At 71.4% G+C, this 23,238-nt stretch carries 20 protein-coding genes and 1 pseudogene; 4 read left to right on the forward strand and 17 right to left on the reverse strand.

Going from position 1 to position 23,238, the window contains the following annotated elements:
* Positions 1–34 precede the first annotated feature (34 nt).
* Positions 35–637 (forward strand): Uma2 family endonuclease, encoded by a 603-nt coding sequence (locus ACIOHC_RS10345; RefSeq protein WP_401842636.1) that lies wholly within the window; start codon positions 35–37, stop codon positions 635–637.
* A 9-nt stretch (positions 638–646) separates the two neighbouring features.
* Here the strand turns inward: ACIOHC_RS10345 and ACIOHC_RS10350 are convergent, their stop codons facing one another.
* Entirely contained in the window at positions 647–1,009 is a 363-nt protein-coding gene (locus tag ACIOHC_RS10350) for a VOC family protein (RefSeq protein ID WP_351076576.1), read from the reverse strand.
* Positions 1,009–1,806: a trans-aconitate 2-methyltransferase gene (locus ACIOHC_RS10355; RefSeq protein ID WP_365690815.1), complete on the reverse strand. Its 798-nt coding sequence runs from the start codon at positions 1,804–1,806 to the stop codon at positions 1,009–1,011. Before ACIOHC_RS10355 ends, ACIOHC_RS10350 begins: the two co-directional genes overlap by 1 nt.
* A gap of 87 nt (positions 1,807–1,893) precedes the next feature.
* On the opposite strand from ACIOHC_RS10355, the gene ACIOHC_RS10360 reads away from it, so the two are divergent.
* Positions 1,894–2,391, forward strand: coding sequence for a MarR family transcriptional regulator (locus ACIOHC_RS10360; RefSeq protein WP_351084757.1), 498 nt, complete (start codon positions 1,894–1,896; stop codon positions 2,389–2,391).
* Between the two features lie 185 nt (positions 2,392–2,576).
* On the opposite strand, the gene ACIOHC_RS10365 is transcribed toward ACIOHC_RS10360, so the two are convergent.
* The 9 genes from ACIOHC_RS10365 to ACIOHC_RS10405 form a co-directional block, all read right to left on the reverse strand.
* Positions 2,577–3,344: a response regulator transcription factor gene (locus tag ACIOHC_RS10365; RefSeq protein WP_351084762.1), complete on the reverse strand. Its 768-nt coding sequence runs from the start codon at positions 3,342–3,344 to the stop codon at positions 2,577–2,579.
* Positions 3,345–3,692: 348 nt separating this feature from the next.
* The gene (gene galK, locus ACIOHC_RS10370; RefSeq protein WP_365690811.1) at positions 3,693–4,859 is read right to left on the reverse strand and encodes a galactokinase; all 1,167 of its coding nucleotides are present in this window, start codon (positions 4,857–4,859) and stop codon (positions 3,693–3,695) included.
* Positions 4,856–5,836, reverse strand: a complete 981-nt coding sequence (gene galE, locus ACIOHC_RS10375; protein ID WP_351084753.1) for a UDP-glucose 4-epimerase GalE — start codon at positions 5,834–5,836, stop codon at positions 4,856–4,858. The genes galK and galE overlap by 4 nt, the downstream gene beginning before the upstream one ends.
* The gene (gene galT, locus ACIOHC_RS10380) at positions 5,833–6,876 is read right to left on the reverse strand and encodes a galactose-1-phosphate uridylyltransferase (RefSeq protein WP_351084751.1); all 1,044 of its coding nucleotides are present in this window, start codon (positions 6,874–6,876) and stop codon (positions 5,833–5,835) included. The genes galE and galT overlap by 4 nt, the downstream gene beginning before the upstream one ends.
* 501 nt (positions 6,877–7,377) lie before the next feature.
* Entirely contained in the window at positions 7,378–8,073 is a 696-nt protein-coding gene (locus ACIOHC_RS10385; RefSeq protein ID WP_351084749.1) for a LuxR C-terminal-related transcriptional regulator, read from the reverse strand.
* A gap of 215 nt (positions 8,074–8,288) precedes the next feature.
* Complete coding sequence (locus ACIOHC_RS10390; RefSeq protein ID WP_351084748.1) at positions 8,289–10,232, reverse strand: PQQ-binding-like beta-propeller repeat protein; 1,944 nt, start codon at positions 10,230–10,232, stop codon at positions 8,289–8,291.
* Between the two features lie 130 nt (positions 10,233–10,362).
* Positions 10,363–12,258 (reverse strand): PQQ-binding-like beta-propeller repeat protein, encoded by a 1,896-nt coding sequence (locus tag ACIOHC_RS10395; protein ID WP_401842298.1) that lies wholly within the window; start codon positions 12,256–12,258, stop codon positions 10,363–10,365.
* A 249-nt stretch (positions 12,259–12,507) separates the two neighbouring features.
* Positions 12,508–14,244, reverse strand: a complete 1,737-nt coding sequence (locus ACIOHC_RS10400) for a PQQ-binding-like beta-propeller repeat protein (RefSeq protein ID WP_401842300.1) — start codon at positions 14,242–14,244, stop codon at positions 12,508–12,510.
* 123 nt (positions 14,245–14,367) lie between these two features.
* Entirely contained in the window at positions 14,368–16,185 is a 1,818-nt protein-coding gene (locus ACIOHC_RS10405; protein ID WP_365690804.1) for an ABC-F family ATP-binding cassette domain-containing protein, read from the reverse strand.
* 83 nt (positions 16,186–16,268) lie between these two features.
* Between ACIOHC_RS10405 and ACIOHC_RS10410 the strand changes: the two are divergent.
* Positions 16,269–16,406: pseudogene (locus ACIOHC_RS10410) on the forward strand (Txe/YoeB family addiction module toxin); the annotation flags it as partial.
* A 23-nt stretch (positions 16,407–16,429) separates the two neighbouring features.
* On the opposite strand, the gene ACIOHC_RS10415 reads toward ACIOHC_RS10410, so the two are convergent.
* From ACIOHC_RS10415 to rsmI, 6 genes are all read right to left on the reverse strand, one after another.
* Positions 16,430–17,323, reverse strand: coding sequence for a 4-(cytidine 5'-diphospho)-2-C-methyl-D-erythritol kinase (locus ACIOHC_RS10415; RefSeq protein WP_401842302.1), 894 nt, complete (start codon positions 17,321–17,323; stop codon positions 16,430–16,432).
* Positions 17,320–18,219 (reverse strand): 16S rRNA (adenine(1518)-N(6)/adenine(1519)-N(6))-dimethyltransferase RsmA, encoded by a 900-nt coding sequence (rsmA, locus tag ACIOHC_RS10420; protein ID WP_351084737.1) that lies wholly within the window; start codon positions 18,217–18,219, stop codon positions 17,320–17,322. The genes ACIOHC_RS10415 and rsmA overlap by 4 nt, the downstream gene beginning before the upstream one ends.
* Before the next feature lie 176 nt (positions 18,220–18,395).
* Positions 18,396–18,905: a ubiquitin-like domain-containing protein gene (locus ACIOHC_RS10425; RefSeq protein WP_351084735.1), complete on the reverse strand. Its 510-nt coding sequence runs from the start codon at positions 18,903–18,905 to the stop codon at positions 18,396–18,398.
* A 112-nt stretch (positions 18,906–19,017) separates the two neighbouring features.
* The gene (locus tag ACIOHC_RS10430; RefSeq protein ID WP_389636606.1) at positions 19,018–19,884 is read right to left on the reverse strand and encodes a TatD family hydrolase; all 867 of its coding nucleotides are present in this window, start codon (positions 19,882–19,884) and stop codon (positions 19,018–19,020) included.
* Positions 19,885–19,968: 84 nt separating this feature from the next.
* Positions 19,969–20,343: a hypothetical protein gene (locus tag ACIOHC_RS10435; protein ID WP_351084730.1), complete on the reverse strand. Its 375-nt coding sequence runs from the start codon at positions 20,341–20,343 to the stop codon at positions 19,969–19,971.
* A 159-nt stretch (positions 20,344–20,502) separates the two neighbouring features.
* Complete coding sequence (rsmI, locus tag ACIOHC_RS10440) at positions 20,503–21,399, reverse strand: 16S rRNA (cytidine(1402)-2'-O)-methyltransferase (RefSeq protein ID WP_351084728.1); 897 nt, start codon at positions 21,397–21,399, stop codon at positions 20,503–20,505.
* Positions 21,400–21,452: 53 nt separating this feature from the next.
* Between rsmI and ACIOHC_RS10445 the strand changes: the two genes are divergently transcribed.
* Positions 21,453–23,219 (forward strand): dolichyl-phosphate-mannose--protein mannosyltransferase, encoded by a 1,767-nt coding sequence (locus ACIOHC_RS10445; protein ID WP_401842305.1) that lies wholly within the window; start codon positions 21,453–21,455, stop codon positions 23,217–23,219.
* Positions 23,220–23,238: the final 19 nt, after the last annotated feature.

Consider the following 23,238-nt stretch of genomic DNA (forward strand, 5'->3'; position numbering starts at 1 on the left):
GGTATGACCAGGAATCCCCTCCATGGGAGGAACCATGACCGCCGAGCCGATCACCGCGCACAGCTCCCGCTGGCCGGTGCCGCCCCAGGACGGATACACGGTGGACGACCTGTTCACCTTGCCCGAACTCCCGCCGCACGCGGAACTGCTCGACGGGAGCCTGGTCTTCTTGAGTCCGCGGCGCTTTTTCCACAGCTGCATGATCGATCTGTTGATGTACGGCCTGCGGGGCTCCGCGCCGCGCGAGCTGAAGGCAGTACGGGAGATGACGGTGGTCCTGGACCGCCGCAACGGCCCCGAGCCGGACATCTCCGTCGTGCGCGCGGACGCGATCACGGGGCCGGAACTGACCCGCTTCGAGGCCGCCGACGTCCTCCTCGCCGTCGAGGTGGTCTCCCCCGGCTCCGAGGCCCGCGACCGCGACGCCAAGCCGCAGAAGTACGCGGCGGCGGGTATCCCGAACTTCTGGCTGGTCGACATGACCGGCACCGACCGGCACCCGGTGGTGCGGGTCTATGAGCCGGACCCGCTGTCCAAGGCGTACGCGCTGACCGGGATCCACCACGACCGGCTGAAGACCGGTGTTCCGTTCCCGATCGACATCGACATCACGCTGGACGCGCTCGACCGGCTCTGACTCCTCCGGTCACTTCACCGGTTCCAGGAACTCCAGCCGGTTCCCCACCGGGTCGTGGCCGAAGAAGCGCCGGTGCCCCGGCAGGTCGCCGTCCCACAGCACCTGTGCACCGTGCGCCTCCAGCCTGGCCGCGAACGCCTCGATGTCCGTGACGCGCAGTCCCGGGTGGGCCTTCCTCGCCGGGCGGAAATCGGGCTCGATGCCCAGATGGAGCTGGACCGGACCGGCCCTGAACCAGCAGCCGCCGCGGGACGCGAGCGCCGGGGGCTTGGCGGTCTCCGTCATGCCGAGGGTGTCCACGTAGTACGTGCGCAGCACGTCCTCCGAGCCTTCCGGGGCGGCCAGTTGGACGTGATCGACAGCAGCGATCATCACTTCTCCTTGCGCGCCACGGCGAAGACGCGGCGGAACGGGAAGACCGTGCCGTGCGGGCCCGCGGGGTAGGCGTCGCGCAGCAGGTCGCGGTATTCGGCGAGGAACGCCTCGCGCGCTCCGGGGTCGTCGGCCAGGGCGGTCAGGACGGGGCGCAGACCGGTGCCCTTCACCCAGTCGAGCACCGGGTCCTCGCCGGGCAGCAGATGCAGATACGTGGTCTCCCAGACGTCCGCCGTGATGCCGGGAGCCGTCAGCGCGTCGAGGTAGGCGGCGGGGGCGAGCACCGCGTCGGCGTGGCGCAGCTCGCCGCCCAGACGGTCGCGCCAGCGTGGGGACCGGGCGAGCTCCCGCATCAGGGCGTGGCTGGGCTGGTCGAAGTTGCCGGGGACCTGGAAGGCGAACGTCCCGCCGGGGGTGATGGCGTCCAGCCACGCGGGGAAGCGGGCGGTGTGGTCCGGAACCCACTGGAGCAGGGCGTTGGAGACGATCAGGTCGTACGGCTCGGCGGGGGCCCAGGCCGCGGCGTCGGCCTCGGCGAAGTCCAGGAGGGGGCCCGCGTGCTCCCGGGCCCGCTCCAGCATCTGCGGGGAGTTGTCGTAGCCGGTGATACGGGCCTGCGGCCAGCGGTCGGCGAGGAGGAGGGTGACGTTTCCCGCGCCGCAGCCGAGGTCGGCGATGCGGGGCGCGGGGGCGGACTGAGGCTCGGCGATGCGCGCCAGGAGGTCGCGGAAGGGCCGGGTGCGATGGTCCGCGTGACGGAGGTACTGCTGCGGATCCCAGGTGGGTGAGGTCATGGAAGCAGGATCACGAAGAGATATCTTGATGTCAAGACACTTGAATTCAAGAGACTTCATGTCGACAGACCCTCTACACTGATCCACATGGAGGACGAGGTCGACCGACTGGTCGCTGCATGGCGCCGCGAGCGCCCCGACCTCGACGTGGAACCACTCGAGGTGCTCAGCCGCGTCTCCCGCCTGGCCCGCCATCTGGACCGGGCCCGCCGGATCGCCTTCTCGGAGCACGATCTGGAGCCGTGGGAGTTCGACGTACTGACCTCCCTGCGTCGCGCGGGCGCCCCCTACCAGCTCTCCCCGGGCCAGTTGCTGACCCAGACCCTGGTCACCTCGGGCACCATGACCAACCGCATCGACCGGCTGACCAAGAAGAACCTCGTCGAGCGGCTCCCCGACCCCAGCGACCGCCGCGGCGTGCTCGTCCGGCTCACCGCCGAGGGCCGCGACAAGGCCGACCAGTCGCTGGCCGGCCTGCTCGCCCAGGAACGCGCCATCCTGAGCCGGCTCTCCACCCAGCAGCGCGCCGAACTGGCCGGACTGCTCCGCCGGTTGACCGCCCCGTTCGACAACATCCCGGGCTAGCCGGCCAGGGTCCTTCGTCCGGATCAGGCCGGATGAGGGAGCGGGGCTCGGTGCCGTGGACCGCAAGGCGGAGGAGGAAGTCATGGCGGCGCCATGGCGACCGACGACAACGCGGCGAGGCACGGCACCGGGGCACGTGAGCCCGGCCTGACCCTGACGAAAGACCCTGGGGTCCTTCGTCCGGATCAGGGGCGGACGGACCCCAGAAGCACCGGTTCCAGGTCGACCGGGCCGACACCCGCGCGCCGGGCCAGCGCGACCGCGGCCAGGGTGGAGTGCACGCCCAGCTTCCCCAGCACGTTCTGCATGTGTGTGCGCACCGTGTGCGGGGAGAGGAAGAGCCGCTCCGCCACCGCCTTGCGGCCCAGACCCGCAACCATGCAGCGCAGCACCTCGCGCTCGCGCGGGGTCAGCGACTCGACCAGCTGCTCGCTCTCGGTGCGGTGCTTGCGCGCCGCCGTCAGCTCCCGCAGCACGCCCGTGAGCAGGGCCGGGGGCAGATGCGTCTCGTCGCGCAGTACCCCCCGCACGACCGTGAGCAGCCGTTGCAGCGAGCAGTCCTTGGCGACCCAGCCCGAGGCCCCGGCCTGCAGCGCCAGCGCGGCGCGGGCCGGATCGTCCCTCTCGGCGAGCACCACCGTACGCACGGAGGGCCGGCCCGCACGGACCGCGGCGACCAGCGAGATGCCGTCCACCGGACCGTCCTCCCCGCTGCGGGGGGCCGGGACGGGTGCCCGGCGGCCTCTTGCCGAGGCCAGGATGCCCAGTTCGGCGTCGATCAGCATCACGTCGTAGCCGCGCCCCTCGGCGGCGGCCCGTTCCAGACACCGCAGCGCGGCGGGGCCACTGCCGGCCGCCGCCACGTCGACATCCGGCTCGGCCGCGAGCGCCGCTGCGAGCGACTCGGCGAAAATACGGTGGTCGTCCACCACGAGAACCCGGATACGAACCACAGGCACCCCCATGCCGCCTCTGTTGCTGGGCCACCCCCGGCCCGCCGAAGGGACGGAACGGCGCGGGTACGGCCGCCCGGATCGGGGAGTTGGACCGCAGCCCCACGGCCGCCGCCGTGTGTGCCGACTGCCACCCGCCCCGGGCGCCGTACCCGGCTGTCTCGTACCCCTGAATCAGCACCGGCCCCCACCGGTGCTGTCCATCAGCGTACGGCCGGGCGGCCGGTGTGGAAGGCGATTCGCAGAACTGGCAGGGCCTGCTCCGTCGGGTGTGGTTCGTGTGCCGTCCTGGGACGGGAGTCACCGCCCAGGGCGCCTCGGGCGAGGCGCCGGGCACCCGACAGGCTCTCAGGCGAGGCGCCGGGCACCCGCCGACGGAACGGCGGGGAAGATCCGCGGTGCCGCGTACCCGGCCGAGGCGAACGCCTTCAGGACGGACTTGGCGACCGTGTCCGCCTGCGCCTCGTCCACCAGCACGATCGCCGAGCCCCCGAAGCCGCCGCCGGTCATCCGGGCACCGAGCGCCCCGGCCTCGCCCGCGGCCGACACCACCAGGTCCAGCTCCGGGCAGGAGACCCGCAGATCGTCGCGGAGCGAGGCGTGCCCGGCGTCGAGGATCGGACCGGCTGCCCGGACGTCGCCCGCGTCGAGCAGCGCGATGACCCGTTCCACCCGCTCGTTGTCGCTGACCACATGGCGTACGTAGCGCACCACGGACTCGTCGGCACCGCCTCGCCCCAGAGTGTCCAGGGCCGCGCCGAGGCCGTCGTACGGCAGCTCGCGCAGTGTGCGCAGGCCGAGCGCGGCGGCCCCCGCCTCGCAGCCGGCCCGCCGCTCCGCGTACGCGCCGTCGCCGAGTTCGTGCTTGACCCGGGTGTCGACGACCAGCAGCCGCAGCCCGTGGGCGGCCAGGTCGAACGGGACCTGGCGCTGGGTGAGGTCGCGGGTGTCGAGGTACAGCGCGTGGCCCTCGGTGCAGCAGGCGGAGGCCATCTGGTCCATGACCCCGCACGGCACGCCGACGAAGGCGTTCTCGGCGCGCTGACCGATGACCGCCAGCTCCGGGGCGGAGATCCCCAGTTCGAAGAGGTCGTTCAGGGCGAGCGCGGTGACGACTTCGAGCGCCGCGGAGGAGGAGAGTCCGGCGCCGGTGGGGACGGTGGAGCTCAGCTGGATGTCCGCCCCGGTGACCGGGTGGCCGGCCTCGCGCAGCGCCCAGACGACACCGGCCGGGTACGCGGCCCAGCCGTGGCCCTGGTGCGGGGCCAGTTCGTCCACCCTGAGCCGGACGACTCCGCCGGGCACGTCGGCGGAGTGGAGCCGCAGCTCACCGTCGGCGCGGCGGGCGACGGCGGCGCGCGCGGTGTGCGGCAGCGCGAGCGGCATCACGAAGCCGTCGTTGAAGTCGGTGTACTCGCCGATCAGGTTGACGCGGCCGGGCGCCGCCCAGACTCCCTCGGGGGCGCTCCCGTACAGCTCGGTGAAGGCGACGGTCGGCTCACTGTTCTCGGTCATGGGGCGGTGGGCTCCTCTCGGCGGGCGAACGTCCAGGCATCGGAGACGATTCCGGTCAGGTCCGCGCGCGACGGCGCCCAGCCGAGCCGCTCCCTGGCGGTGGCGGCGGAGGCGACCAGCACCGCGGGGTCACCGGCGCGGCGCGGGGCCGCGGTCTCGGGGACGGGGTGGCCGGTGACCTCGCGGACGGTCTCGATGACCTCGCGGACCGAGAAGCCGTTGCCGTTGCCGAGGTTGCAGATCAGGTGCTCGCCGGCGGTGGCGGCTTCCAGGGCCAGCAGATGGGCCTCGGCGAGGTCGGCGACATGGATGTAGTCGCGGACGCAGGTGCCGTCGGGGGTCGGGTAGTCGTCGCCGTAGACGGAGATCGACTCGCGCTGCCCGAGGGCGACCTGGAGGACCAGCGGGATGAGGTGCGACTCGGGGCTGTGCCGCTCCCCGCAACTGCCGTACGCGCCGGCCACGTTGAAGTAGCGCAGCGAGACCGCGGCCAGTCCGTGCGCGGCCGCCTCGCCGGTGATCATGTGGTCGACGGCGAGCTTGGTGGCGCCGTAGGGGTTGGTGGGCGCGGTCGCGTCGGACTCGGTGATGGGGGTGGTGACCGGTTCGCCGTAGGTCGCGGCGGTGGAGGAGAAGACCAGGGTCCGCACGCCGGCGTCCCGCATCGCGGCGAGCAGCGCGACGGAGCCGCCGACGTTGTTCACCCAGTACTTCTCCGGATCCGCCACGGACTCGCCGACCTGTGAGTACGCGGCGAAGTGCAGCACCCCGTCGAAGGAGGCGTCCAGCCACTTCGCCGCGTCCTGGACGCGTCCCTCGATGAACTCGGCCCCGGCCGGGACGCCCTCCCGGAACCCGGTCGAGAGGTCGTCGAGGACGGTGACCGCGTGACCGGCCTCCAGCAGATGCTGGGCGACGACACTGCCGACGTATCCCGCGCCACCCGTGACCAGGTACTTCTTCTGGGGCTTGCTCACTCGCTCGCTACCTCTCGCAGTCGCTGGGCCGCGGCCTCCGGCGGCACATCGTTGATGAACACGTTCATGCCGGATTCGGAACCCGCGAGGAACTTCAGCTTGCCGGAGGTGCGTCGGATGGTGAAAAGCTCCAGATGGAGCCCGAAGTCCTCCCGTCCGGGGACCCCGAACGGGGCCTGGTGCCAGGCCGAGATGTACGGGGTCGGCGGCTCGCCGGGGCCGAAGATCCGGTCGAATCGCCTCAAGAGTTCCAGATAGACCTGTGGGAATTCCATGCGCGCCGCCGTGTCGAGCTCGCGCAGGTCGGGGACGCGGCGGCGGGGGTGGAGATGGACCTCGTACGGCCAGTGCGCCGCGTACGGCACGAAGGCGATCCAGTGCTCGCCGTCGATGACGATCCGCGAGCCGTCCTTCGCCTCGCGGGCCACGACGTCGTCGAAGAGGTTGCGGCCGGTCTCGGCGCGGTGGGCCGCCATCGAACGGAGCATCAGCTCGGTGCGCGGGGTGACGAAGGGGTATCCGTAGATCTGCCCGTGCGGATGACCGAGCGTGACGCCGATCTCGGCGCCCCTGTTCTCGAAGCAGAACACCTGCTTGACCTGGTCGAGCTCGGCGAGATCGGCGGTGCGGTCGGTCCACGCCTCCAGGACCAGGGCGGCCCGGTCCTCGGTGAGGTCGGCGAACGACGCGTCGTGGTCGGAGGTGAAGCAGACGACCTCGCAGCGGCCGGAGTCACCGGCGAGCGAGGGGAAGCGGTTCTCGAACACGGCGACGTCGTAGTCCGCGTCGGGGATCTCACTCATCCGGCCGTCCCGTGAGGGGCAGAGCGGGCACTCGTCGGCCGGGGGGTGGTAGATGCGGCCCTGGCGGTGCGAGGCAATGGCGACGCTGTCGCCGAGGAACGGGTCGCGGCGGATCTCCGACGAGGTGGAGACGGCGTCGAGGGGGCGCCGGTCGACGGCATCGCGCACGACGTCGTCACGACTGTCGTAGTAGAGCAGCTCCCGGCCGTCGGCGAGCGTCGTTACCGTCTTCTTCACCAGACTCCTCCAAACATAATCAAACACAATGAATCACAAGTCAACAGGTGCGTCAATGAGTCGATCCCGAACGATGCCCCTGCGCCGCTTTCCGACCCAGCGCCGCACGGCAGAACAGCCTCACCGCGAGTCGGCCTCAGCGGCGAGGCATCCCCTTCCCGCCGACCGGGGACAGGCCTTCCGCACCACGGACGGCGAGGAGCCCGCCTCACTGAACGCCGGCCGGAAATCCCGGAAATTCTCAGAAGGTGGACAATTCACACCATCGGCGGTCCTGGCAGTCGCACTCATGTGCGCCGGTTGGTGCACCATCGATCGACTGGAATCACGCTGCGGCCAGTCATCGACGAGCGCCCCGCCGTCGATGTCGTGCAGCTCCGCCATGCGTTCCGTCTCGAACCCGGGCCCGGTCGACGCCTCGCGTCACAACGGGCGTTCGGCTGCGCGCGAATGGTGTCCAACGACTGCCAGCGGGCCCGGGAACAGGCCCACGAACAGGGATCACCCCGTGCCGTCGGGCCCCTGTTCGCCGAGCGGCACCGCCCGGTCCAGCAGCCCCGTGCGGGCCGCGAGCGCCGCGGCCTCCAGCCGGGAACCGACGCCCAGCTTCATCAGCACCCGCTGCACATGCGTACGCGCGGTGCTGGACGCGATCCGCATCCCGGCCGCGATCAGCCGGGTGTCCTGGCCCTCGGCGACCCGCACCAGGACCTCGACCTCCCGCGGGGTGAGCAGCCGCAGCAGCCGCTGGCCCTCGTCGTCCGGTGCCGCGGCCGGATTGAGCAGTTCGGCGAAGGCGCCCTGGAGCAGTTGCGGCGCCACCGCGGCCTCTCCGGCACGCGCCTTGGCCATCGCCCGTTCGACGCCCTCCATCCGTTCGTCGTGACGGACGTAGCCCGCCGCGCCCGCCGCGAAGGCCGCCGCGATCCCGCGCGGGCTGGGGACCGGTCCGAGCACCACCACGGCCACCTGCGGGCGCTCCCGCCGGATCCGTACGATCGGGTCGAAGGCGCCGGGTTCGGCGGGGGCCGCGGTGCCGAACAGGCAGACCTCCGGGGCCCTGCTGACCACCAGTTCCGCCGCCCCCGTGGTCGGCGCCGCCGCCGCGAGCACCCGGTGGCCCCGCAGCTTCAGCGCCGAGGCGAGCGCCTCGGCGAGCAGTCGGTGATCATCGACCACCATGAGCCGCACGCCCATCGAGCACACCCCCCGTAGCACCGGCACCGGGCCCCCGGCCCGTCCTGACCCGGCAAGCTACACGCTTGTTCGACGTTCCGGACCCGTTACCCGACAGAAGACCCACGGAGTGTCGGATTATGTGCCATTCAGGGCTGTCCGGCAGGCGGAAAACGATCGGCCCTGCCGGTCGGATGATCGACCGGCAGGGCCGGGGTGCGGGTACCGCGTGAGGATCAGCCGGTGCCGAAGGCCACGGCCAGGTAGTCCTTGCCGCTCAAGGAGCTTCCGGTCGTCTTGCTGATCATCGTCTGGGAGATGAACAGCCGGCCGGCGGAGTAGAGCATCTCGGAGTAGTCCGACGAGAAGCTGCTCTCGGCGTCGCGGGCGGACGCCTCGCCCGGGTTCTCCATCAACAGGGTCTGCTTGAAGGTGGAGCCGTCGATGGAGACGATCTGGCCGCCCTTGTCGTACGGGGGCGCCTTGTACGCGATGATGTTGCCGCCGTCCATGCGCAGCGGGAACATCGTGTAGCGGTCACCCGCGTCGGCCCGGTCACTGGTCGGCTTGCCGGTGGTGAGGTCGAAGGAGACGATCTCGTTGGTGTCGCCGTAGTCGCCGCCGCCCTCGTGGTCCTCGGTCGGCACGTAGATGCGGTTGTTGCCGACGGCCACCTTCTGGCAGCTCTCGACCTCCGTGGACTGGCAGCGCGCGGCGTACTTCTCGCCGTCCGCCGCGATCCTGGTGAGCAGCTTGCCGGTGGAGGCGTCGATCGAGAAGAAGTCCGATATGCCGCTGCCGTCACCGGCGGTGTCGCCGACGTCGGCCGCGACGACCAGCGGCTTGGTGGAGACGATGCTCGCGTAGTCGACACCGGGCGGCATCTTGTACGAGGAGAGCGGGGCACCGGTGGTCGGGTTCAGTGCCTGGACGACCAGCTGCGGGTCGTCGTACGTGCCGCACTTGCGGACGACGGCGAGCGCCTCGCCACCGGCGTAACCCATGTCGTAGCAGCCGTCGGCGGAGACCTTGGGCTTCCAGCGCTCGGCGCCGGTGCCGAGGTCGAACGCCGTACCGCCCTCGGTTCCGGCCGCGGCGACCGTGGTGCCGCTGAGCGTGATCCCGTCGAACCTGACCGCCGCGTCACCGCTGGTGGCGGCAGTCACCGACTTGCTCCACATCATCTTGCCGGTGTTCAGGTCGATCACGCCGACCTGGTTGCACGGCTGGTACTTCTTGTCCTTGGTCGGTTTGCCCTCCTCGAAGAGGACGGCCGTCTTGAAGTCCTTGGACATGTGCCGGGAGGCGCCGCAGAGCTGGCCCGCCAGCGGGATGGACCACAGCTTGGTGCCCTTGGTCATGTCGTAGCCGACTATCTCGTTCAGGCCGGTCTTCACATACGCCTTGTCGGTGAGCCACGAACCGTCGACCTTGGTGACGTCGGTGACCTTCGGCTTCGGCAGCTGGAAGGTGACCCTGGACTTGGGGTCCGCCGGTGCCTTCTCCGTGCCGCCGCCGCCGACGGTGCCGCCCTGTCCGCCGCCCTTGCCCTCGGAGGCGCCGCCGCTGGACTGGGACGCCTGGCCCTTCTTGCCGTCGTCACCGCCGCTGGAGGCGAACCAGACGCCCCCGGCGACGATCAGGACCACGGCGACGGAGGCGGCGACGATGACCTGCATGCGGGTGGTGAACTTCTTGCCCCCGTTGCCGTTCCCGTTCTGGAGCGGCGGGTACTGCTGCTGCATCGGAGCGGTCGGATAGCCGTAGCCCTGCTGCGGCGGCTGGCCGGGCGGCATGCCCTGCGGGAAGGCGTAGCCCTGCTGTGGCCGGCCGGGCACCGGCGCCTGCGGGTAGCCGTAACCGGGCTGCGGGGGGCCCTGCGGATAGCCGTAGCCCGGCTGCGGGGCCTGCGGGTAGCCGTAACCGGGGCCCGGCTGCTGCGGCGGGCCCGCGGGCGGCGGGGTGTCGGCGGGCGGCGGGGTCTGCGGGGCGCCGAACCCGCCCGCGGACGGGGTGGCCGGCTGCTTGCCGAACGGGTCGGCGGGCGGCGGGGTCGGTGCGCCGAACCCGCCCGGCGGGGGGTCCTGCGGGGCACCGAATCCACCCGGCGGGGGGTCCTGCGGGGCGCCGAACCCGCCCTGGGGCGGCTGCTCGTTGGGCGGCTGGGGCGGCTGCGTCATGGCGTACGTACCTCTGGGGGAAGGGAGTCGGTGGGTCGGGGCCGGCAGCGGTCGGGGGTGTTCCGGCCGCTGCCGGTCGTGAGCCGTCGGGCGCCGACGGGCGGGCGCCGTCGAAGGCCTTCGTGAGCCGTCAGTTGCCGAAGGCCATCATGGTCTTCGTCTCCAGCTCTTCCTGGTCGTTCCGCGCGCTGACCCGTCCGCTCAGGACGAAGGAACGGCCGTCCGCGTAGGCGATCTTGGTGTTGTAGAAGGAGTTCTCGATCTGGGACGTCGACACGGGGTGCTTCAGCAGCATCTGCACCGTGCCGCCGGTCGGTGCGAGGGTGGCGATGCCGCCGCCCTTGTTGTATCCGGCCTTCACGTAGAGCAGCACGTTGCCGCCCTCCATGCGCAGCGGCTTCACCACGCGCCCGGCCGGGGCGGCGGCCTTCCACTTGGACCGACCGGTGTTCAGGTCGAACGCCACGACCTTGTTCGTGTCGGTGCTGCCGCCGGAGTCCGGCGCGGTCGACATGTAGAAGGTGTTGGCGTCGGCGGCGACACCGGTGCAATCGTCCAGGGACCTGCCGAAGACGGCGAAGGCGTTACCGCAGTCCGGCGCGAACTTGTCGCCCTTGTCGCTGACGACACCGGACCGGAACAAGCCGTTCTCCTTGAGCGCGAGGATGCTCCACGACTTGTCCTTCTTCAGCGAGACCACCAGTGGGCTCACCGAGTAGACCCGGTCGATCTCCGATCCGCGCTTGATCCGGTACGTCCACCGGGGCTTCCCCGTGACCGGGTCGATCTCCTGGATCTGGTGCTGGGGATTGTAGACGTCGTCGGTGCGGCAGCTGGAGGCGGCGATCAGCTTGGCTCCGCCCGCGAAGGCGAACGGCTGGCAGTCGCCCGGCTGGTTGCCGAACAGTTCCTTGCCGTCGCTGACCCGGAAGCCGTTGGAGTTGCCGGTGCGCCCGACCGCCACGGTGTCGCCGCTGATGGTGAGCGAGATGTCCGACATCATGTCCCAGATGCCGTTCTTCTTGATCGACTTCTTCCAGCCGACCGTGCCGGTGTTGAGGTCGATCATCTGGAGGTCCGCGCAGTCCGCCTTGTCGGTGGTGCCGTTCTCGACCCCGATGACGATCTTTCCGTCGGCGGTGGCCTGCGAGGGCGCCGCGCACAGGTCGGCGGGCAGCTTCAGCTTCCACTTCGGCTTGCCGTCGGCCACCGAGTAGCCGGCGACGGTGCGGTACATGCCCTTGACGATCGTGTCGCCGACGACCCAGGGGCCGTACACGTCCGAGCCGTTGCGCGGCAGGTCGACATCGTTCTTCTGCAGCCAGAGAACCTTCGCCTCGCCCTTCTGGCGCCCGGCGTTGAGGTCGTCATCGGTCTGGCGGCCGTCGCCTTTGCCGTCGCCCTCGTTGACGGACGGTGAGCTGCTGGGCTCGGCGTCGCCGCTCTTCTGCGCGACGGGCTTCTTGTCGTCGCCGCCCCCGTTCGTGGCGAGGAAGACGCCGCCGCCCATCACCAGGAGCGCGGCGGCAGCGGCGCCGATCACCAGCGCGGGCTTGCGCTTGAAGAGGTTGCCACCGCCCGGACCACCGGTCCCGCCCGGACCGCCGGGGGCCGGTGCGCCGGGGTACTGCTGCGGGTAGCCGTAGCCGGGCTGCGTCGGCTGATCGTACGGACCGGGTTGCTGACCGTACGGACCGGGCTGCTGGGAGTAGGGACCCGGCTGCTGACCGTACGGACCGGGCTGCTGGGAGTAGGGACCCGGCTGCTGACCGTACGGACCGGGCTGCTGGGGGTAGCCGTAACCAGGGGTCTGGCCGGGCTGTTGGGGGTAGCCGTAACCGGGGGCCTGGCCCGGCGCCTGACCGGGCGTCTGCGGGTGACCGTAACCGGGCTGGGCGGGCGGCGGGGTCTGCGGCGCCGGCGGGGTCTGCGGCGGGCCCTGGGGCGGCTGAGGACTTCCCGGCGGCGGCTCCTGGGGCGCGCCGAAGCCTCCCTGCGGCGGTTGCTGGCTGGGCGGCTGGGTCATCAGCACGTCCCCCTTCGTGCGGTCCGGTGCCCGTTCCGGTCTCCCCCGCGATTCCGCAGAGCTCGAAGAGGTCCGCCAAGACCCCCCTGAACTCCGCGGAAAGGAGCGAATCGGGCATGGATCCCGCAGTGTTACGACAGTCGAGCGGGGCTTCTTTGTACCACCCGCAACACCTCGCCCACCGGGCCGGTCCATCCCCTGTTCCCAAGGGAGAACCGGCCTGTGATGCCGCCGTTACGCCTCGGACCGTCAGTTTCCGAAGCCCACGATCGACTTCATCGACTTCTCCGCCTCGTCGTCGATCCCGCTGATCCTCGCCTGCACGAGGAAACTGCGCCCGTTCAGATAGGCGACCCGGGAAAGGGAGAATTCCCTTTCGACCGCGGAGGCCGCCGCCGGGTGCCGCAGCACCAGCTGCGGCGTACCACCCGTGGGCGGGAGGGACGCGATACCGCCGCCCTTGTTCTTCTCCGCCGCCAGATACATCAGCAGCCTGCCGCCCTCCACCCGCATCGGCATCATGGTCTGCCCGGCCGGCGCCGCGGCCTTCCACTTGGTCCGACCGGTGTTCAGGTCGAAGGCCACGACCTTGTTGGTGGGCTGGCGAGCCGCCAGGTCGGGCTTCGTCGCCAGGTAGACCGCCCGGTCGTCGGCCGCCACACCGAGGCAGTTGTCGAGACTCATGCCGTCGGTGAGGAGGTCCTCGTCGCACTCCGTCACGTAGTCCTCGGTGCCACCGACCAGTTGGGAACGGTAGGTGCCGTTCTCGTTGAGCACGAGGATGGCCCACTTGTCGTCCTGCTTCAGCGAGACGACCGGTGGGCTCGCCGAATAGAACTGCGCGACCTGCCAGCCCTTCTTGACCTGGTACGTCCACTGGACCTTGCCGGTGACCGGATCGATCCGCTGCACCTGCTGTTCCTTGTGGTCGTCGGCCGCCGTCTGACAGCTGGTGGCGGCGATCGCCACGGGACCGCTCGCGAAGCCGAACGGCTGGCAGTTCCCCGGCAGTTCGCCCCAGAGCACCTTGCCGTCACTGACCCGGAAGGCATCCGTCCTGCTGGTGCGTCCCACGGTCACGGTGTCGCCGTTGATCGCCATCGCGACGTGGGAGAGCGCGTCCCAGGCGCTCTGACGCCTGTAGGTCTTGTGCCAGCCGGCCTTGCCGGTCGTGAGGTCGACCATCTGGAGCGCGTTGCAGAACGCCTGATCCCCGTTGCCGGACTTGATCCCGAGGACGATCTTGCCGTCGGCGGTGGCCTGCGAGGGTGCCGCGCACAGGTTCGACGGCATGCGAAGGCTCCACTTCTGGTGGCCGTCGGTGACCGAGTAACCGGAGAGCGTCTGGAACATGGCCTTGACGATGGTGTCGCCGACGATCCAGGGGCCGTACACGTCCGAGCCGTTGCGCGGCAGATCGACGCCGCCCTCCTGGAGCCAGAGAACCTTCGCCTCGCCCTTCTGGCGCCCGGCGTTGAGCGCGTCGGCCTCCGCGCGGAGGTCACGCGGGGCCGGACTCGGCTCCCCGGTCTTGCCGTTGCCCCCGTCGCCGGTGGGGCCCGGCCCGGGATCGGTGCTCTCCTTCGCCGTGGGCTTCGGCTCGTCGCCGCCGCTCCCGGCGAACCAGATGCCAGCACCGGCCAGCAGCACCACCGCGAGCACGCCACCGATGACCGCCCCGCGCCGCCGCCGGAAGAACCCCCCACCGCCGGGCCCCGACTGTGGCTGCGGGCCGAATCCGGACTGCGGCTGCGGCGGGTGGCCGTAGGGGCCGGGCTGCGTGGGCGCGTTGTACGGTCCCGGCTGCGGAACGCCGTACGGTCCCGGCTGTGCGGGCGCGCCGTACGGGCCCGGTGCCTGGCCGGGCGGCGGCGGCGCGGAGCCGTACCCGGGTGGTGGCGGGGGCGGCTGAACCGGCGTCGGCGGCGGATCGTACGGAGCCCCGAAGCCCCCCTGCGGCGGTTGCTGGCCGGGCGGCTGGGTCATCAGCACGTCCCCCTTCGTGCGGACCGGTCCGGCATCTGTACCTGCGCCGGGCGAGCGTTCTTTCTATCACCCGCCCCACAGTCCACACCGGTCGCACAGGTCACGCCGAAAGCGCGTCAGCGATCAGGCCTCCTCGGCCAGTTCCAGCCAGCGCATCTCCAACTCGTCGCGCTCCGCGACCAGTCCACGCAGCTCCGCGTCCAGCTTCGCCACCTTCTCGAAGTCCGTGGCGTGCTCCGCGATCTGCGCGTGCAGCGCGGTCTCCCGGGTCGAGATCTTGTCGAGCTGCCGTTCCACCTTCTGGAGTTCCTTCTTCGCCGCACGTGCGGCCTGCGGGGAGACGGCCGTGGCCGGCGCGGTCTTCTCCTTGGCCGCAGCGGGTGCGGCGGAGGGAGTCGCCGCCTCCTCCATCCGCTGCCTGCGCTCCAGGTACTCGTCGATCCCGCGCGGCAGCATCCGCAGTGCGCGGTCTCCGAGCAGCGCCATCACCCGGTCCGTGGTCCGCTCGATGAAGAACCGGTCGTGCGAGATCACGATCATCGATCCGGGCCAGCCGTCGAGGAGGTCCTCCAGCTGGGTCAGGGTCTCGATGTCGAGGTCGTTGGTGGGCTCGTCGAGGAAGAGGACGTTCGGCTCGTCCATCAGCAGGCGCAGGATCTGGAGCCTGCGCCGCTCGCCGCCGGAGAGGTCGCCCACCGGCGTCCACTGCTTCTCCTTCGAGAAGCCGAACTGCTCGCAGAGCTGCCCCGCGGTCATCTCCCGGCCCTTGCCCAGATCGACCCGGTCCCGTACCTGCTGAACCGCTTCCAGCACCCGCAGGTTCGGGTCGAGTTCGTGGACCTCCTGGGAGAGGTAGGCCAGCTTGACCGTCTTGCCGACGACGATGTTCCCGGCGGCGGGCTGCGCCTCGCCCTGGGTACGGGCCGCCTCGGCGAGGGCCCGCAGCAGCGAGGTCTTGCCCGCGCCGTTGACCCCGACCAGACCGATCCGGTCACCGGGGCCGAGCTGCCAGGTGAGGTGGGTGAGCAGCGTCTTGGGACCCGCCTGGACGGTCACGTCCTCCAGGTCGAAGACGGTCTTGCCGAGCCGCGCGTTGGCGAACTTCATCAGCTCGCTGGTGTCGCGCGGCGGCGGCACGTCGGCGATCAGTTCGTTGGCCGCCTCGATGCGGTAGCGCGGCTTGGAGGTACGGGCGGGGGCGCCGCGGCGCAGCCAGGCGAGCTCCTTGCGCATCAGGTTCTGCCGCTTGGACTCCTCGGTCGCGGCGATCCGCTCCCGCTCGGCCCGTGCGAAGACGTAGTCGCTGTAACCGCCCTCGTACTCGTGGACCGTGCCGCGCTGGACGTCCCACATGCGCGTGCAGACCTGGTCGAGGAACCAGCGGTCGTGGGTGACGCAGACGAGCGCCGAGCGGCGTGCCCGCAGATGGCCGGCCAGCCAGGAGATGCCCTCGACGTCGAGGTGGTTGGTCGGCTCGTCGAGGACGATCAGGTCCTGCTCGGCGATGAGCAGCTTGGCCAGCGCGATCCGGCGCCGCTCGCCGCCGGACAGCGGCGCGATGACGGTGTCCAGGCCGTGCTCGAAGCCCGGCAGGGCCAGCCCGCCGAAGAGTCCCGTGAGCACGTCACGGATCTTGGCGCTGCCCGCCCACTCGTGGTCGGCGAGGTCGCCGATCACCTCGTGGCGGATGGTCGCCTCCGGGTCCAGCGAGTCGTGCTGCGTCAGCACACCGAGGCGCAGCCCGCCGCTGTGGGTGACCCGGCCGCTGTCCGCCTCCTCCAGCCTGGCGAGCATCCGGATGAGGGTCGTCTTGCCGTCGCCGTTGCGGCCCACGACACCGATCCGGTCCCCCTCGGACACCCCGAGGGACACACCGTCGAGCAGGGCACGGGTGCCGTACACCTTGCTGACCTGCTCGACATTGATCAGATTGACGGCCATTTCGCTCCTGCTCCCGGGGATCGATCGGCTTCCCAGGGTACGGGGCGACAGGGACGGGATGTCCGCTCGCCCTTGCCGCCCACGACGGCATGGGCAGACCGGAGCCCCTGAAGCACGGCTTGCAGGGGTTCTGGTCCCGTCGGATCACCGATGAGCACCGGCTCATCCACAAGGTCGTGGGCGAAGAGGTCCGCATCGCTGCCTGCCGCTACCACTACGGCCGGCAGCGGCAGGCATTGTCCTGTCAGAGGACCGTCGCGCCCGGCGCCGGGGACACCGCGGCCCGTGCGTTCCGGCAGGTCCCCGAGGTGATCAGCGCCTCGGCCACCTTCCGTGCCGACTCCTCGTCCGCCACCAGGAACGCGGTGGTCGGCCCGGAGCCCGAGACCAGGGCGGCCAGGGCACCGGCCTCGGTGCCGGCGGCGAGGGTGCCGGCCAGCGAGGGGCGCAGCGAGAGCGCGGCGGGCTGGAGGTCGTTGCTCAGGGCGCCCGCGAGCGCGGTGGTGTCTCCGGATCGCAGCGCGTCCAGGAGCGTGGCGGACGCGGCGGGGTCGGTGACGTCCGTACCGGCCGTGAGCCGGTCGAACTCGCCGTAGACGGCCGGGGTGGAGAGCCCGCCGTCGGCGACCGCGAAGACCCAGTGGAAGGTCCCGCCGACGTCGATCGGGGTCAGCCGCTCACCGCGCCCGACCCCGAGGGCCGCGCCGCCGACCAGGCTGAACGGGACGTCACTGCCCAGCTCCGCGCAGATGTCGAGCAGCTCCTGCCGCGTGGCGCCGGTGGACCAGAGGGTGTCGCAGGCCAGCAGTGCTGCCGCACCGTCGGCGCTGCCGCCCGCCATGCCGCCCGCGACGGGGATGTCCTTGGCGATGTGGATGTGCACATCGGGTGCGATGCCGTGCCGCTCGGCCAGTGCGATCGCGGCGCGGGCGGCGAGGTTCGTGGCGTCCAGCGGGACCCTCGCGGCGTCCGGGCCGGAGCACGTGACGCGCAGCCCGTCGGCGGGGGTGACGGTGACCTCGTCGTACAGGCCGACGGCGAGGAAGACATTGGCCAGGTCGTGGAAGCCGTCGGGGCGCGGGGCGCCGACCGCGAGCTGGACGTTGACCTTGGCGGGTACGCGGACGGTGACGCTCACTCGCCACTCCCGGAGGGCTGGTTGTCATCGGTCCCGGCGGGCTTGTTCTCGGCGATGGCGGCGAACTCCTCGACCGTCAGGGACTCACCGCGGGCCTGGGGCGAGATCCCGGCCGCGACCAGGGCCGCCTCGGCGGCGGGGGCGGAGCCCGCCCAGCCGGCCAGGGCCGCCCGCAGGGTCTTGCGGCGCTGGGCGAAGGCCGCGTCGACGACGGCGAAGACCTCGGTCCTGCTCGCGCTCGTCGTGACCGGTTCGGTGCGCCGGACCAGCGACACCAGACCGGAGTCGACGTTCGGGGCGGGCCAGAAGACGTTGCGGCCGATGGACCCGGCCCGCTTGACGTCCGCGTACCAGTTGGCCTTCACCGACGGCACGCCGTAGACCTTGTTGCCCGGCCTGGCGGCCAGCCGGTCCGCGACCTCCGCCTGAACCATGACGAGAGTCCGCTCGATGGACGGGAAGCGCTCCAGCATGGTCAGCAGGACCGGCACGGCGACGTTGTACGGAAGGTTCGCGACCAGCGCGGTCGGCGCCGGGCCCGGCAGCTCCCGGACCAGCATCGCGTCGGAGTGCACCAGGGCGAACCGGTCGGCGCGCCCCGGCATCCGGGCGGCGACCGTGGCGGGCAGCGCGCCCGCCAGCACGTCGTCGATCTCGACGGCGACGACCCGGTCCGCCGCCTCCAGCAGCGCCAGGGTCAGCGAACCGAGCCCCGGGCCGACCTCGACGACGACGTCGTCGGGGCGGACCTCCGCCGTCCGCACGATCCGGCGGACCGTATTGGCGTCGATGACGAAGTTCTGACCGCGTTGCTTGGTCGGGCGTACGCCCAGCTCGGCCGCCAGCTCGCGGATGTCTGCGGGGCCCAGGAGGGCGTCGGGCTCAGTGGTGCTCACCCGGTAAGCCTACGGCCGCGGTGCGGCCGGAGGCTCGCCCCCGTCTCGCGAAAGGCCTCTCGCACGGCGGCCGGGCCCGGCCGACGCGGCGTTCCGCGGCCTGCCCGCCGGGCCGCCTGTGCGCCCTCCGCCGCCTCCCCGTCCGGACGACGACCGCCTCCCCGTCCGGACGACGACTATCTGCCCGTCCGGACGACGACCTCGTCACCGTCGGCGAGTGCGCTGCCGGGGGCGGGCGTGACGGCGTCGCGGGCGGCGGGCACGACATCCTGGTCGGCGAGGAGTTCACCGACGTCGTTCGCGAAGGTGTGCAGGGTGCGGGTCCGGCCGTCGATGTCGAGCGTCACCCCCTTGTCGCAGGCCATGAACGCCGTGGTGCCACCGGCCAGGAACGCCAGGACGAGGGCCTGGGGGACGAGGCGGCGCAGGTTCTCGGGCCGGAGGGTGGCCTTGCGGTGGTGGGGGGCCCGACGCGCGGCCGCCCGGCGCGCGGCTGCCCGGCCGCCGGTGGCGCGCGGCGCCGACGGCCGGGCGGGCACAACGCGCGGGCCGACGAGCGTCGGAGTGTGGAGCACCCGCACGGCGAGCGTCAGCCGTTCATGGAACGGGACGGGTACGGGGGCGGCGGGCGACACCGTACGCCTTCTGCCACGCACCGCGCGGTGGCTGCCCTTCGAACTGCTCATGACGCTCCCGAGGGTCCGATCGGCCGGTCGCCGAATGGCGCCCGGGGACGATAGCGGAGCATCGGTCACTCTTCAAAACGGTGCGACCACGCACCGTCATCGTCCCATGTCGTCAGTAGTCGAAGGCGCGAGCGGTGTTGTCGAAGACGGCTGACGCCAGAGTGTCCTCGTCCACGCCCTTCACCGCTGCCATGGCGCGCAGTGTGACCGGGATGAGATAGGGCGCGTTGGGCCGTCCCCGGTACGGGGCGGGGGTCAGGAACGGTGCGTCCGTCTCGACCAGGACCAGCTCCATCGGCGCGACGGCCAGTGCGTCGCGCAGCGGCTGGGCGTTCTTGAAGGTGACATTGCCCGCGAAGGACATGAAGTACCCGGCGTCCGCGCAGATCCGGGCCATGTCGGCGTCGCCGGAGTAGCAGTGGAAGACGGTCCGCTCGGGGGCGCCGGCGTCGGCGAGGACGCGCAGCACGTCCGCGTGCGCCTCGCGGTCGTGGATGACCAGCGCCTTGCCGTGCCGCTTGGCGATCTCGATATGGGCCCGGAAGGACTCCTCCTGCGCGGCCATGCCTTCGGGGCCCGTACGGAAGTGGTCGAGCCCGGTCTCACCGACACCGCGCACGTGGTCGAGCGCGGCCAGCGCGTCGATCTGGGCGAGTGCCTCGTGCAGCGCCGCCTCTCCGCCCGCTTCCCGCGCCCCCTGCCGCGACCGGCCCTCGGGGTCTCCGTGCACGATGCGCGGTGCCTCGTTGGGGTGCAGGGCGACCGCCGCGTGCACGCTCGCGTGCGCGGCGGCGGTCTCGGCGGCCCACCGCGAACCGGCCACGTCGCAGCCCACCTGGATCACGGTGGTCACATTGACCGCCGCGGCCCTGGCCAGGCCCTCCTCGACGGTCGCGTCCTGCATGTCGAGGTGGGTGTGCGAATCGGCGACCGGTACCCGGAGGGGTTCCGGCAACGGCGGGGCTTCGGTACGGCTCATGAGGACGATCGTACGAGGACCGCACCGGACACCCCGCCCGCGGTGGGAGCCGGGCACCGCTGCCTGCGGTGGAAGCCGGGCGCCCTACTTGCGGTGGAAGGGGTGCAGCAGGTCGGACAGGTGCCAGTGGTGCCCGGCGCCCACGGCCGCGGCCTCGCCCTCCGGGGCGTCGACGCCCTTGCCGGCTGACCGCTTCGGCTGGGGGTCGCGGAGCAGCTTCTGGACGGTCGAGACCCGACCGGACCGCATGATCCGGACCACGTGTCCGCCGCAGTTCGCGCAGGTCGGCGTGGAGAGGGGTGAGGGCACCCGTTCCCCGTCCGCCTTGTATATGACGAAGCCGTTGTTGGAACCGTCGACGTGGTGCTCTATCTCGAAGGCCTGCTCCCAGCCGTGTCCGCACCTCATGCAGGCGAATGCGTACGCCTCGTGCACCGTGGTCGCTGCGATCTCGCTCATGTCCGCTCCTTCTGTCCGCCGGACGAACACTCCGGGGAGTGCGTCCCCGGTCCAGTGGACTCCCCTGCCGACAAGAGCGCATCGGGCCCTGTCGACTGTTGGAGCGTTTTTGGCCTACTCGTGGCAGAAAGGTTCGGTGCGCGACTCGCGCTTTGCCTTCTAGGCTCGTCCTTTGCCCTCCGCAGGGCCGTTTCGCGCCGCGTTCTTTGCCGCGACGACCGCGTCGAACACCTCGCGTTTGGGCAGCCCCGCGTCGGCGGCCACGGCGGCGATGGCCTCCTTGCGCCGCTCCCCCGCCTCCTCGCGCACCCGCACCCTGCGCACCAGCTCCGCGGCGTCCAGTTCTTCGGGTCCGGAGTCGGCCGCGCCCTCGACGACGACGGTGATCTCGCCGCGCACCCCTTCTGCCGCCCAGGCCGCCAGCTCGCCCAGCGGGCCGCGCTTCACTTCCTCGTACGTCTTGGTCAGCTCCCGGCACACGGCCGCCCGGCGCTCGGCGCCGAAGACCTCGGCCATCGCGGCGAGGGTGTCGTCGAGCCGGTGCGGGGCCTCGAAGAAGACCATGGTGCGGCGCTCGTCGGCGACCTCGCGCAGTCTGCCCAGCCTTTCGCCCGCCTTGCGCGGCAGGAAGCCCTCGAAGCAGAAACGGTCGACCGGCAGCGCGGACAGGGCGAGAGCGGTCAGCACCGCGGACGGGCCGGGGACCGCGGTGACCTTGACGCCCTTCTCCACCGCGGCGGCCACGAGCCGGTAGCCGGGGTCGGAGACGGACGGCATCCCGGCGTCCGTGACCAGCAGCACCCGGGCACCGCCGGTCAGTGCCTCGACGAGTTCGGGCGTACGGGCCGACTCGTTGCCCTCGAAGTAGGAGACGACCCGCCCCGTGGTGTGGACGCCGAGCGCCTGGGTGAGGCGGCGCAGCCGTCGGGTGTCCTCGGCGGCGACGACATCGGCCGTCTCCAGTTCGGCGGCGAGGCGCGGCGGGGCGTCCGCCACATCGCCGATGGGGGTTCCTGCGAGTACCAGCGTTCCAGTCGTTCCAGTCACATGAGTCATCCTCCCAGCACGGGCGACAGCGCTCGCACAGATGCGTTCCCTACGATGGCGCGGTGACGAGTACTGCGCCCGAAGCCCGGCAGGGCGAAGACGCCGGGGAACCGCACGGCGAAGAAGCAGCCTCCTGGCAGCAGCGGCTGCGCCGCTTCGGCCATTCGCCCCGGCCCGGGATCGGGCTGCGTGAACGGCTGGTTCCGCCGTACGCCCGGCCCGGCGCCCAGCTGTGGGCGGTACTGGGGATCTCCCCGCCCCTGGCCGCGCGCCTGGTGCGGTGGTCCGCCTGGGGCGGTCCGCTGCTGGTGGCACTGGTCGCCGGGGTGCTGCGATTCTGGAACCTGGGCAGCCCGCACGCCCTGATATTCGACGAGACGTACTACGCCAAGGACTCCTGGGCGCTGATCAACCAGGGGTACGAGGGCAACTGGCCCAAGGACATCGACAAGCTGATCCTCGCCGATCCGTCGAAGGTGCACGTCCCGGTGGATCCGGGCTATGTGGTGCACCCGCCGGTCGGCAAGTGGATCATCGGCCTCGGTGAGCAGATCTTCGGCTTCACGCCGTTCGGCTGGCGGTTCATGGTGGCGGTGCTCGGCACGCTGTCGGTGCTGATGCTGTGCCGGATCGGGCGGCGCCTGTTCCGTTCGACGTTCCTCGGGTGCCTGGCCGGCACGCTGCTCGCCGTCGACGGTCTGCATTTCGTGATGAGCCGCACCGCGCTGCTCGACCTGGTGCTGATGTTCTTCGTGCTGGCGGCGTTCGGCGCGCTGCTGATCGACCGGGACTGGGCGCGGCGCAGGCTCGCCGCCGCACTGCCGGTCGACGAGGAGGGGGTGCTGCGCCCCGATGCCGGGGTCGCGGAGAATCTGCGCCTCGGCCTGCGCCCCTGGCGGCTCACCGCCGGTCTGATGCTGGGGCTGGCCTTCGCCACCAAGTGGAACGGTCTGTACATCCTGGTCGGCTTCGGTCTGATGACGGTGCTGTGGGACGTGGGCGCGCGGCGGACGGCGGGGGCCGTCCGTCCGTACACGGCGGTGCTGAAGCGGGATCTGCTGCCGGCGTTCATCTCGACGGTCCCGGTCGCGATCCTCACGTACCTCGTCTCCTGGACCGGCTGGATCGTCACCGGCAAGGGCTACTACCGCGACTGGGCGCAGACCGAGGGCAGGGGCGGCAACTGGACGTGGCTGCCGGACTGGCTGCGCAGTCTGTGGCACTACGAGTACCAGGTCTACGAGTTCCATGTGAATCTGACGTCCGGCCACACGTACCAGTCCAATCCCTGGAGCTGGATCGTGCTCGGCCGGCCCGTCTCGTACTTCTGGGAGGAGCAGCCGGGCTGCGCGGCGTCGGAGACCGGCAAGTGCTCCCGCGAGGTGCTGGCCATCGGGACGCCGCTGCTCTGGTGGGCGGCGTGCTTCGCCCTGGTGTACGTGCTGTGGCGCTGGTTCTTCCGGCGCGACTGGCGGGCGGGGGCCATCGCCTGCGGCGTGGCGGCGGGCTGGCTGCCCTGGTTCCTCTACCAGGAGCGGACGATCTTCCTCTTCTACGCGGTCGTGTTCGTGCCGTTCCTGTGTCTGGCGGTGACGATGATGATCGGCGCCTTGCTCGGTCCGGGGGCGGATACCGGGCCGGCGAGGGAACGCGGCCTGATGTCCGCCGATCCCTCCGGGGAGCGGCGTCGGGCGCTGGGGGCGGTCGCGGCGGGCGTGCTGGTGCTGCTGATCATCTGGAACTTCATCTACTTCTGGCCGATCTACACGGGGACGCCGATCCCCGACGGTTCCTGGCGGGACCGGATGTGGCTGGACACCTGGATCTGAGACCGGCACGCCCCGATAT

The organism is Streptomyces sp. NPDC088252 (assembly GCF_044740965.1).
Lineage (GTDB): Bacteria > Actinomycetota > Actinomycetes > Streptomycetales > Streptomycetaceae > Streptomyces.